General features: G+C 38.3%; 8 protein-coding genes. All 8 read right to left on the reverse strand.

Annotation, left to right across the window (positions count from 1 at the left end; genetic code table 11):
• Positions 1-17: 17 nt before the first annotated feature.
• The 8 genes from ACFFRD_RS07925 to ACFFRD_RS07960 all read right to left on the reverse strand — a co-directional run bounded on the left by ACFFRD_RS07925 (position 18) and on the right by ACFFRD_RS07960 (position 13,123).
• A complete protein-coding gene (locus tag ACFFRD_RS07925) occupies positions 18-5,423 on the reverse strand; it encodes an AAA family ATPase (RefSeq protein ID WP_392481063.1) in 5,406 nt (1,801 codons plus the stop codon).
• Positions 5,424-5,480: 57 nt separating this feature from the next.
• Positions 5,481-5,609: a hypothetical protein gene (locus ACFFRD_RS07930; RefSeq protein WP_392481064.1), complete on the reverse strand. Its 129-nt coding sequence runs from the start codon at positions 5,607-5,609 to the stop codon at positions 5,481-5,483.
• Positions 5,610-5,889: 280 nt separating this feature from the next.
• Complete coding sequence (locus tag ACFFRD_RS07935; protein ID WP_392481065.1) at positions 5,890-8,025, reverse strand: acylase; 2,136 nt, start codon at positions 8,023-8,025, stop codon at positions 5,890-5,892.
• 90 nt (positions 8,026-8,115) lie between these two features.
• Positions 8,116-8,334, reverse strand: coding sequence for an MbtH family NRPS accessory protein (locus ACFFRD_RS07940; RefSeq protein WP_114083419.1), 219 nt, complete (start codon positions 8,332-8,334; stop codon positions 8,116-8,118).
• A 94-nt stretch (positions 8,335-8,428) separates the two neighbouring features.
• Entirely contained in the window at positions 8,429-9,385 is a 957-nt protein-coding gene (locus ACFFRD_RS07945; protein WP_392481066.1) for a class I SAM-dependent methyltransferase, read from the reverse strand.
• 31 nt (positions 9,386-9,416) lie between these two features.
• The gene (locus tag ACFFRD_RS07950; protein WP_392481067.1) at positions 9,417-10,787 is read right to left on the reverse strand and encodes a glycosyltransferase; all 1,371 of its coding nucleotides are present in this window, start codon (positions 10,785-10,787) and stop codon (positions 9,417-9,419) included.
• 98 nt (positions 10,788-10,885) lie between these two features.
• Positions 10,886-12,322: an aspartate aminotransferase family protein gene (locus ACFFRD_RS07955; RefSeq protein WP_392481068.1), complete on the reverse strand. Its 1,437-nt coding sequence runs from the start codon at positions 12,320-12,322 to the stop codon at positions 10,886-10,888.
• Between the two features lie 48 nt (positions 12,323-12,370).
• Positions 12,371-13,123 (reverse strand): class I SAM-dependent DNA methyltransferase, encoded by a 753-nt coding sequence (locus tag ACFFRD_RS07960; RefSeq protein WP_392481069.1) that lies wholly within the window; start codon positions 13,121-13,123, stop codon positions 12,371-12,373.
• Between the last annotated feature and the right edge of the window lies 1 nt (position 13,124).

The following is a 13,124-nucleotide window of genomic DNA, read 5'->3' on the forward strand; positions in this document are numbered from 1 at the left end:
CGTATTGCCTGCCACCTTTATTCTTGGACAGGTAAAATAATCTCAAATTCTGTCCCCTGTCCTAACTTAGAAAGGACGTTAATTTGTCCGCCATGAGTTGACATAATAGAGTAAGCTACGGTCAGTCCTAATCCCGTTCCTTTACCGACAGTTTTTGTTGTAAAGAAGGGGTCAAATACTTGTTTTTGCATTTCATCAGAAATTCCAGTTCCATTATCGGCAATGCAAATGCTCACACTCTTGGTTAGAGAATTGCTCAGTTCGGTACGAATTGTAATAGTAGGAGTTGTGATTTTTGCTTCATTTAAGGCATCAATAGCGTTATTCAAGACATTCATGATTACCTGATTGATTTGTTTGGCGTGACAACTCACTTTTGGAAGATCGGTATAGTTTTTAATGATGGCAATTTTAGTGAGTCGATGTTGCAGAATTAACAAAGTATTCTCAATTCCCTCATGAATATTTACGGCTTTGATATCTGCTTCATCAAGGCGGACAAAATTTCGCAGAGATAAGACAATATTTTGAATGCGTTGACTACCCTGTTCTATTGAATCTATTAGATTTGGTACGTCTTTGATTGTGTAATCTAAATCCTTTTCCTGGAAATAAGTTTGAATTTCAGTAGTAGGTTGTGGATATTGATGTTGATAGAGCCTAATACCACTTAGCAAGTCCTGGAAATAATTTTTTAGATGGCTAATATTGCCGGCGATAAAGTTGACTGGGTTATTAATTTCATGGGCAATACCAGCAACCATTTGCCCTAAACTCGACATTTTTTCAGCATGAATCAATTGGGCTTGGGTTTGTTGTAATTCCTGGAGAGTATGCGACAATTGCTGATTTTTGCTGTAGAGTTCTTGGGTACGCTGCTCTACTTTTTGCTCTAGAGTATTGTAGAGTAGGGCATTTTCGAGGGAAATCGCCGCTTGAGTGGTTAATAATTGGAGTACATCTAGGCGATCGCCCACAAATGCACCCATTGTTAGCTGATTTTCTAAATACAAAATCCCCAGTAAGTGCCCTTGGTTGCGAATTGGCATACACAGCGCGCTTTTAGGTTGATGCTGGCGCATATATTCCCCAATCACACTAGGCAGATGGGTTTTGAGATCGTCAATTACAACTGTTTCTAGAGTGTTTTTTACATACTGGATCAGTTTGACTGGAACACTAGGATGATTATCTAAAGGTGCTGTTTGCAACATAGTACCTTCTAAGGTGGCGATCGCTCGCACTTGCCATGAGCCATCTTGAAAGAGAATTAACGCACACCGATCAGCGCCAGCATTTTCGAGAATAATCTGAGTTAGCGTCTGGATTAATTGATCTAAGTGAATTGCGGTAGAGATTGCTTGGGAGGCTTTAAAAACAGATCCAAAGTCCAGCACTAAATTGACGCTGCTGGATGAACTTGATATCTGGGTTGAAGAGTGATTAAAGGTGCTGGATATTACAGTATTACATGGTGTTTCTTGCGAGTTGAATTTGAGGTTTTTCTGTTGCACAATCACTCGCAGAAGTTCTGGGTAACGTCGTTCTAAATTTTCTAGTTTGGCTTTTGCACCCCAACGGGCATAGGAGTAGTAAGCTTGTTCCATGTATGCTTGGGCAACTTTTTCTTTGCCCCAGTCGAGGTAGAAGTTGGCAGCCAGTTCATTGCTAAGTGCTGCTTCTTGGATGTAGCCATTTTTTTTTGCTCCAGCAATGGCAAGGTCGTAAAATTCCATTGCTGCGGTTTTTTGTGCCAGTATCCGATACTTTTCTGCCTCCACCAACTGGAATCGATGCAGATGATTCATGGGTGCATAATTTGCCCACTGTTGCATCGTGTCCTGATTTTCTGCTACCTGCTGTAAAATTCTCTGTTGTTCTTCGGCTGGCGATGTCGGAAATAAAGCCAGTTGCAGCAGCGAATCATAAAAGTTCAATATTGGAAGATTCACCGTAGCATATCCTGAACCGGAATATTGTTTGGCTTTGGCAGCATATTCCACTGCCAAATCCAATGCTTGAAACAGATAAGAAAGCATCAATTTGTTAACAAAGAAATGCCACAAAGCAGCACCATCATTACTTTGCTCATGTAAAGTCAGCATTGACCTTTCATCGTAGGCTACGCCAACTAATTCCCAAGGAGTAGTTTTTGACTCGATTAAATTCAAGACTACTTGGTAGTAAATATTGTTGTAATTGAGTGTGTGTTTTTGGTTAATTTTTTCTATTGCTGCCCCATAAATCGCTAATTCATCAGCTAATTTGGTTAATTCTTGACCAGCAATGTAAGCTTGCAAGCAATAAAGGTGGACAGCGTAACTAGCATAAATCAAATCTCCACTATCTAACCCACTGGTATAAGCTTGTAGTAATGGCTGGAGCATTGCTGTTACAGGCTCTTTCCAATGGGCGACACAAAGATGAACGACTACGAGGACTCTTGCTTCGTGTTCCCGATCTTGAAACTTGGACAGCAGTTGCAAGGCTAACTTCCCAAATTCATAACCTGTTGAGATACCGCTTGGTTGACCACAAAGCATGAGTCCATACCCTGAGTAAGCGAAGGCAGAAGCGGAAGTATTTCCGTATTTTACAGAAAGAGCAACTTTCTTTAGCACCACCAAACGATGAAGTTCAGGTTTTGCCATATAAGCAGGAGTTGTTACTTTAACTAAAACACGCAAGGCTGCACGTAATTCTGGATTCTGCATCTCTGGCAAATCAACCAATTCAGCAACTGTTTTGCCACTTAAGCTAGCTTCAGTTTCTTGCAAAGCCAGAACAAAATCCTCATCTGTTGGCTCTTGGGGGAACTCAATGCCCAGCGACTGCAAAAATTGCATACCTGTATCGATAGCGAGTAAAAATTTTCCTTGTGCTATGTAAGCTTCAATTTTTACCTCATAAACTTTAGCTGTATCAGCGATCGCTTTTGCGTGTTGTAAAATTTCCTGGGCGAAATCTTCCATTGCGTCAATTTCGCCACATAGAAAACTGGTTTCGCTGGCTTCGCTATACAAGCTTAAGGTCAGATTGTAGTCAGATTCCCAAGGGTTAAATGGTAGTAACTGGATACCTGTTTTCAGATAAGCAATTGCTGAACTGTATGCAGTTGAAGCTTTTGCCTTTTTTCCAGCCATGAGATTTAACTGTGCGAGTTCATGACGTTCTGTAGGTTGATGGAAATGTTCAAGCCCAATATTTAGCTGATTAGCGATCGCAAAAATCTGATTTTCTAGTTCAGCTTCCGGGGTATTTTGCCACAACAGGCGGCCGATTTTAACATGGGTTATCTGTTTATGATCTTCATGAATCAGTGAGTATGCGGCTTGTTGGACGCGATCGTGCAGAAATTTATATGTTACAGAATGAGCGATTTCCTGATTAGTTGCTTGATTTTCGTGCCCGGCATAAAACTTATAAACTTCGCTAGTTGGCAAAATCAAGCCGAACTCTAATGCTGTCCATAATGCGGCGGCGGTTTCGGTTGGGGATTGTTGGTAAACAATTGCCAATATATGTAAATCAAATTGATTACCAATACAAGCCGCTAGTTTCAAAACTTCCTGAGTTGCTGGTGTTAGTTTCTGCAACCGTTTTGTCATAAACTCCACCACGTCATCTGTCAGCGCTAGTTGCTTAACTTGGGCAATATCACACTGCCAATGCCCAATTTGAGAATTAAATTGAATGTAATTATCCTTATGCAGTGCCTTCAGAAACTGAGTAGTGAAAAAGGGATTACCTTTGGTTTTTTGATACACCAATTGCATCAATGGTTGTGCTACTTCCGATTGACAATTGAGAGTATCTACTAACAATTGATTCACACTTACTTGACACAGTGGACTGAGTGTGATTTTGTTAATTTTAGCTCCAGCATTGCCTATCTCATCTAATCTCAACATTAGAGGATGTGCGGGGAAGACCTCATTATCTCGGTATGCCCCAAGTAGTAACAGATAGCCTCTCTGGGATTGATCCATGAGTAGCTGCATCAGCTTCAGTGATGCTGAATCTGCCCACTGCAAGTCATCCAAAAACATCACTAAGGGATGTTCTGGTGTAGTGAAAACTTGAATAAATTTCACAAACAGCAGATTGAAGCGGTTTTGAGCCGCCATCCCAGATAGTTCTGTAGCCAAAGGTTGAGAACCAATAATTCGTTTTAGTTCTGGGATGACCTCAATAATAACTTGAGCATTTTCACCCAAAGCTGTGATAATTTTATCCTGCCACTTTTGTAAATGGGTATCGGTTTCACTCAATAATTGCCCCATTAAATCCCGAAAGGCTTGCACAAAGGCACTCAAGGGAATATTGCGATTAAATTGGTCATATTTGCCTTTGATAAAATAACCACGTTTCCCAACAATAGGTTTATGAACTTCGTTGACAACCGCAGTTTTCCCAATTCCAGAGAAGCCTGCTACTAGCATCATTTCGGTTGTCCCTTTACTGACGCGCTCAAATGCGTTGAGTAGGGTTTCTATTTCTGCTTCTCTGCCATAGAGTTTGTCGGGGATAATAAAGCGATCGCACATATCCCGTTGAGCAATTGGAAAAGTCTCAATTTTGCCTGTTTCCTTCAATTGAACCAAGCACTTTTCTAAATCATACTTCAGTCCCAATGCACTCTGATAGCGTTCTTCTGCATTCTTCGCCATCAATTTTTTGATAATTTCTGCTAGTACAGATGGAATTTTTGGATTTATCTGATGCAGAAAAGGCGGTACTTTCGCAATATGACAATGTACTAATTCCATCGCATCTTCTGATTGAAATGGTAATTCCCCTGTCAGTAGTTCGTAAAAAGTTACACCCAAAGAATAAAAATCTGTGCGATAGTCAATTCCCCGATTCATTCGTCCAGTTTGTTCTGGGGAAATATAAGCAAGTGTTCCTTCTAATACGTTGGGACTGATTAAAGTTTGAGTTTCTCTTGGCAGTAGAGATGCAATACTAAAATCGATTAATTTAACTTGTTTTGTTTCTGGATTAATCAGAATATTGGCAGGTTTAATATCTTTATGAATAATGCGATTGCGAATTAGAATATCTAACGTCTCACACAGAGATATAGCCAGGGGCAAAAATTCCCTAAGTGAATGTTGCTTTGCGCCCATCTCCGTTTTCAGAGAAATTCCCCCAAAGTCTTCCATTACGAGTGCATAACCATTCTGGTAAGGTTCCAGGCTGTAAGTTTGGACGATCAAGGGTGAGTTGAGATTTTTAGCGATCGTGTATTGATTGCGAAACTGTACTAGTTCAGAAAAACTGGGATAAGGATTTTTCAGCAGCTTGATGACTACAGGCTGTTGGTCACTCTCTCGAACTGCTCGATAAACTAGGGTTCTAGAACCGTTGTAGAGTTCTTCGCTGACTTGATAGCTGGGAATGGTAACTACACTGCTAATCATAATTCTTTTGAATTTTTAAGACCTTAGCATTTAGTGTTCCCAGATCCGCCCCATCAGTCAGAGATTGAGGTAAAGGGATTTTTTGGCTTTGACTACTCCCAAATCTTGATTCTTGCAGCGAATATTTAATCCTTTTTGTAGCAGATAGCGATCGCTATCTGTGCCCGATTTTCTGATCCCATCCATTCCACTTCTTGCAAAGGTGCTTTTTGCACTCTTGTTGGATTTGGGGGAAAGGTAAAATACAAAACCTTTCCCCCAAATCCAACAAGTATAGGACTAGCCCTTTCAAGGTGACTGGTAAAATCTCTTTTTTTCTCTCTCTGCGCTCTTTGTGCCTCTGCGGTTTAAAAGTAATTTTTATAACCACAGAGGCACAGAGAACACAGAGTAAAAAGATTAAAGAGGAATATTTTTACCTACCTTGAAAGGGCTAGTCCTAAAGTATTGGCTACTAAGTTGAATTTTAAAATACCTTGCGTTCAGCCAAATGGGATAGAACATCCTGGTGTGAGAACCAAACTTGCCGCAACTGCTTGCGGGCAAACAATTTCAATTGATCGCCCGCAGAGGCTGAACCTGGTTGAGTTGCATTACCATAACTAGTAAGCGCCATCGCTTTTACAGGTTGAGAAAATTCAATCGCAGCAACATAAGAATCACCAGAAACAGATTTGAAGCGCCCGTCTGGTAGTGGAACAAAATTGAGAACTCGGAAAATACCAAGTCCGCCATCGCCACCATTTGCAGGCAAATCCACATCACCAGACTGTAACCGGAAAACATCTCCCCATGCTACATCTAGGTTTCCATAGGTTTTTTCTACCTTAGCTGCAACAGTTAAGAGTGTTGTGACTGCACTTTCAGGATTAGCCAAGCCATCAGGTGTAGTCAGTGGAGAGTCTTCACTCCAGGGTTTGCTAAATACATTATCGAAGTCTATCGCATCTACCCAAGCAGCAAATAGTACTGCACCTCGGCTATCTGCATTGGTTTGTCGATCCCAAGCTGACAGTACATCAGCTGATCGACGAGCTAATTCGCTTCCGTACTTCCGGGCTGCTGGAATCAAGTCATCCAAAAGGCGATCTGCTAGTTCCATACGTGTTGAATGTTTATAGGAAACCATCTCATCAAAAGAGATTTTGTCATCCTCTGCTAACATCTGCACAGTACGTTGCGATCTAAACTCCATTGGCCCGCGTGGTGCCATATAAGGCGGATAATTATCTGGATTGAGAACCTGGGGAAACGTTGTTGTCCAAGGTGGGTCATTTGTATTTTGTAACCAACCGCTTTTTGGATCAATTACGCGCGGTAGATCCTGATATGAATGAGTTTTTGACCATAAGGTTTTAGATGTATCACCAGGTATTAAACCTTGCCAGTATTCAAAATTACCTTGTTGACGAATTGGTACTTGACCGTTAAAGAGGTGCATAATATGCCCTTCTTTGTCTGCATACATCACTGTAAACATCGGTAGTTGTAATCGTTGCAGGACAGCTTGAAACTGGGTGAGGTTTTGGGAACGTGCCATATCCCACCACTGCTGTAGTACACCAGGTTGGTCAAGACCCACAACACGCAGTGCCACAGCTTTACCATCTTTTCGTGATATGACTGGCCCGTGGATAGAACTTTCCACTACAAGTTTTTGTGAGCGCAGTGTACCGTCTTTTTGCTTCACTTTCAAAGATCGGGTTTTTGTCTTAAAGGCTCGGACTTGACCATCGAAGCGATAACCACGATCGGCTAGTTTGAGTTCGTAGTTATCCCAGCCATCATAGGTGTTTACTGTATGAGTCCAACCCAAATTATCATTAAAGGCGATCGCTAAAACGGGAATTCCTACCAGTGTTGCCCCGTAAGCATTAATTCCTGGTGCAGTAATATGTGCTTCATACCACAGAAATAAATCTGACCAAGGTAGATGTGGGTTAGCCAGAAGCATAGCATGACCATTTTCAGAATGTGATGGTGCGATCGCCCAACCATTAGATCCTGGTTTTGGCTGCTGCTGACTAACACCTGCAACTTCTTCTGGATTGGCAATAAAAGTGAAATTCAGTACCCGCATTTGGTGAGCCAGCACATCCTCGCCTTTGACTGGCAAGACAATTTCAACTTCATCAGCAATCAAATCCTTGTGTTTCTCAGCATAATCGTTAATTCCCCTGGCAAAAGCATCAAGATAACGACGAAACTTCGGATTTTGGGCCAAATACCAAGAGTGCGATCGTTCTGGTACTCCCATAGTTTGTACCCAACGATCTGATTCTAGATACTTTTCTCCCCAATATTCGGCAGCCCTTCCCCGTGCTTGACCGTAGAGATGCAAAAGCAGGTTGCCATGACTCTGCATCTGCGCCCAACCGAAAGCTTGGAAGGCACTTTGGTTATCCTTGCCATAAATATGCGGTACACCATAAGTATCCCAAAGTATTTCAGTTGTTTTTGGTGAAGAGCTAAGGCTTTGGTTTCCTACTACTAAAACAAAGATGAGCGCGAATAAAAAGGGTAAAACTCTCAAGATATAGTGTTTATTGCCATACGGCTTTAAACCTATAAAACCAAGCAACTTTATTTTGCTAATAAACATTAGAGTGAATGAATGGGGACTGGTGAATAATCCCTAATAATTGAGACTGTCGATTTTTCTAGATAGGCTTACTCCAAATAATGCCTAAGTCTAATTAGCAGATTCTTCCATTTTCTGCTTGAGGCTTAGAGGTCTCATATCTGTCCAGACTTCCTTAATATATTCAAGGCATTCTTGCTTGAGACCAGTTTTGCCCACATCTCTCCAGCCAAGGGGGTTTTCTCGGTTGGCAAACCAGATTGAATATTGTTCTTCGTGATTTACTACAACTTTGTAAATTGTGATGTCTTCCGTTTCATTTTGATACATCTTTATTACCTGATAATTGATTATTTAGATTTTCTTACAATTTGAAAATGTATATTAGTAAAGCATTTTTATCTAAAAAATATACCTTTTAATCTCATGTCTTCTCAACGATAACTTGATGAGCTTGATGAACTATATTGACTTTTTTATAAAATACTTTCAAAAAAGCATCTATGCCAATTTTTGTGTCTTGTTCGGTATTTACACTATCATGGAATTGAAAATCATAGTCATCAAAAATAATGATGCCTCCAACCTTGACAAGTCCCCAACCCAAAATAGCATCAGTGAGGACATCAGCCGCTAAATGTGAACCATCAACATAAAGGATATCGTAATTATTTAAAGGGAGCGATCGCATTACATCTTGCGAGTTACCAATAATTTTCGTTACCTTCTCTAAAGCGTTGGTTTGAGAAATATTGAAATCAAATCTTTCCTCAACAGATTGAATATAACTGTCGTCATATTCAAATTTGTGTTCAACGCTTCCCTCAAAGGTATCTATGCACGTGATCCTTGATGATTCATGAGTGAGAATGTGATCTAAAAGCCAACAAGCAGACATACCTTCCCAACTACCGATTTCTAGAACATTAATTTCAGGCTGATTAGCTAAGTGTATTAAATACTGTTCCCAGGTTGGAAGATTTTCAATAAACCAATCAGTTGTAAACTTATATCCTTTGACTTTTTTCCATGCTTCACCTCGTGCGATGGCAGCATAACCGTGCATTTTTTGAGCAAACTCAAAGTCTGAAACAGCTTCGCGTTTTGTAGCTTCTGCCGTTAGTAACTCAACAATTTCTAGTGTCCAAGCGTTAATTTTATCTATATCATCTGCTTGCTCTATCAGTGATAACCAAGTTGCCTTAGCCTCTGATTCTTCTCCTTGAAGTAGTAGCGCCAAGCATATATGCCAATAATTAGACATCAGGCTAGGATCAGTTTCAATGCCTCGCTTATAAAAAGCGATCGCTTCACTATAATTATGTTGATCTACATATTTAGCTCTATCGTAAGAGTCGATTCCTTGTAAGTAATAACTCATGTTTTTAGTCCGTATTAACTCAATTTATTTATTAAATATATTGACTTTGTTCTAACATTTCTAAGATAAACTGCGTCGCCCTCCCAGATTTTTCTATATCCTGAAATTTTTCTCCCCATATTTTTAATCTCTGTTTTAATAACAAATCATTTTCTATTGTCTCAATTAAATCGACAATAAGATTAGTAGATATCTTATTGACATCAGCAACTACACCTAAACTATGATATTCAATTCTTTCTGCATTGTCTGGTTGGTCAGCCCATACAGGAAATACAATCATTGGTACTCCACAAAATATGCATTCTTTAATAGTGTTTATTCCTCCAGCTATAATTGCTATAGATGCTTTCTTAAGAAGTCCTAATTGTGGTGCTTTGTTAACAACTATTATATTTTCAGGTATATACTGAAAGTCTTCAACACTAATATAATCGCTTATTGATAAGACCAATTGATATTCATTTTTAAGCGATACAGCATCAATCACATTTTGAAATAATTGTTTAATTCTGTTTATACCTAAAGTAGAAAAAGTGTTCACTGTAGTTCCTAAAGAGCAATAAATAAGAGATTTATTTTTATCCAGGTTTGACCAGACAAAAGAGGGTTCTTCTCTTTGTAAGTCTATTGAAGCTTCAGCATAATAGCATTTTTCTCTTAAAATATTAGGTAAATCTAATTCTTTTGGGCATAAAACCAGATGTGTTAACTTTAAAGGTATTGCTTGAGATAAATCTAATAAATCGATAGGAATTTTCCTGCTAATTGCAAACTTTGTGATCAAATCTTCCTCAGAAAAATCCATTTTACTCAACAAAGCAATAATTTTTTTGCTTGTTTGGAGTAGTTTTTGATAAATATATTTGCTTTTTAAGTTAAACAATTTAGCAATAAAATTATTGTCAAAATTTGTAATTTTATCCTTTTCTAGCTCATTTGAGAATGGTAACGAGGTAAACATATCCGTAAAATAAATACTCTTAAATTGGCATTCATAGGCTATCATTCCTATGAAAGTAGAATATAGTTCTTCGTATGTACTTATTACCAGTAGGTTAGGGTTAATTATTTTCAGTGTGGTGTGTATTTCTCGATTTTCTCCTTTAATTAATGAATTAATTAAAGAGTTTAAAAGCTTTTTATATTTTAACTGATTTATTAATATTTGAAGCTTGTTTGAATTGGAATTGTTAAGTTCTATCTGTTGAATAAATCCTTTGGGAAACCATCTTTCTAGAATTGGCAGAAATTTAAATCCGTAGCTACAAACTTTTTCCTCATAATCTGGCAACCCTAAATACAAAACTTGATGCCCAAGTAAACTTAATTTTTTTGCTAGTTTTAAAGTACTATTTAATTCACCTTGATAATTAAAAATACAAAATGCTATGGTTGCCATACGTTAAACACCATTAAACAGTTAATTTACCTATTGAAAGCTCAAAAATTAAAAAATTATTTTTTAGCTATTTTTGTTTTTAATGCTACAGCTTAATATTATATAAATCCTCCTTCTCTCAAATTACTGACGCTATCCTTAACAACTTGAATAATGTAGTTAATATCTTCATCTGTATGGGCTGTTGATAAATAACCACTTACACCTAATAAGTGAACTCCTCTGTCGAGAAGATGGTATTTCAATAAGCTCATTGCTACTGAAGCAGTAGAATTTCCTCCAGAAATCTCTAAAGATGCAGAACCAAATAGTGAGCCAAAATTTGCCATCTGTAGCGGTATTCCATCGGCTGCAAAATAATTATTCAAAGCCTTAACAAATTGTGTTGTTCGTTCATTCAGATTTTGTTGTAGAGAAGGCCCCGAATTCTGCATATACTTTAATACAGCTTTTGCAGCAGCTAATGCTAACGGATGCTTACAAAAAGTACCTGCAAAAAACGTCTTTTTCACCAGAGGGTAAGAAGCATCGCCGTAACTCCACATTCCCCCATCAATTGCATCCATATAAATATTTTTACCGGCAATTACCCCAATTGGTATCCCACCACCAACAATTTTTCCATAAGTGGCTATGTCTGCTTGTACATCAAAATAAGCTTGTGCGCCACCAGGATGAATCCGAAACCCTGTTACCATTTCATCAAAAATTAAGGCAATTCCAGATTCTTGTGTTAATTTCCTTAATTTCTGGAGAAATTCTTTTGGTTGTAAAGCCGGTCTAGAAGTTTGCACAGGAACTACCAAAACTGCTGCTAATTCTTGCTTATATGCTTTAATAACTTCTAATGATTGAGGATTGCCATAATCTAAAATCAAAACATCACTCACAAAGTTTTGTAATACTCCAGGCGCTAAGGGTATGGCATATTGATTATCTTCTGCCTTATTTGCGTTAACTAAAGTGCCATCAAAATGACCATGATAAGAACCTGAAAATATAACGATTTTCTTGCGTTCTGTAACCGCTCTGGCGATACGGATAGCAGTCATTACTGCTTCTGTACCAGTATTACTAAAACAAACCCGCTCCATTCCTGTAAGTTGAGAAATTAACTCAGCTACCTCACCAACAATTTCTGATTGGGGGCCAATTTGAATTCCTTGCTCAAGTTGTGCGATTAAAGCCTCTTTAATAAATGAGGGATTATGACCAAAGAGATTGATGCCCAACCCCATCATTACATCTACATATTCATTACCATCTACATCCCAGATTTTGGAACCCATAGAGCGATTAGCAACAATGGGATAATACATTTCTTTGAATAGTAAATTGAACTCTCCTAAGTTTTTATCGTCAGAGAGAACTGGGCGATAAGATTGGGAAAGATGTTTAGATGTTTTGGTGCGATCGCTATAGCTATTGATAAAATGTTGTAAATACTTTTGCTGCTGATTTGTCAGCCCTGCTTTGGCTAATAATTCGGCTAAAATATCAGATTTTTGATGTAATGCAACTGGTTGTATATTCATGTAATTTTCTCTTAAAATTTAGTAAGTTTACAGAACTAAGTATTAAATTTATAATCGCTTGTGGCAAATAAAATAAGTACTACCAGGAGTTTGAAGTATTTCTAAATCACAACAAGCATCATAAATGCTAATTTCGCTAAATCCAGCAGTTTCTAAAGCCGATATAATTTCTTCTTTGGTATAACAGCTTTCGGAAATAACTTTATCTAAACGCTGCCAAGTTTGTTCTACTAATGAAAATACAGTTAGATAAATTTGACCTAATTTTGATTCGGAATTATAGATATTTTTTGTAGACCAGGCATAATCATCTTTTACATCACCAGCAATTTTGCCGTTCCAATTCGAGCTATATTCTTCTTCTGAAAAGAAATGGCACAAGAATATCCCATTATTAGTTAGTGCATTATAAACATTATTAAATACATGCTTCAATTCTTCAAGTTTCATCACATAGTTTAGAGAACCAGTAGTTGAAACTACTACATCAAAGGTAGCTGGTAGGTCGAAAAATCGAGCATCCCCAAGGATTAGTTTCGCTTCTGGCGCATTCTCACGAGCATAATCTAACATCTGCTCAGAGCCATCAATCCCTGTGATTTTATAACCATGTTTGAGTAATTGTTGTGCTAAATGTCCAGTACCACAACAAAGGTCTAGAATATGCGCTTCCTTAGTTAAATCGGGTAGTAACAATTTTTCTAAAACTGGTAATGTTTCCTGAAAAATTCCTGATGCCCAATCTTCGTTATATATGCGAGCAAGAACATCATAGTCATCGTAACGAGTTGTTGAAATCATA

The sequence above is a fragment of the Nostoc sp. C110 genome (genome assembly GCF_043099725.1).
Lineage (GTDB): Bacteria > Cyanobacteriota > Cyanobacteriia > Cyanobacteriales > Nostocaceae > Nostoc > Nostoc muscorum_A.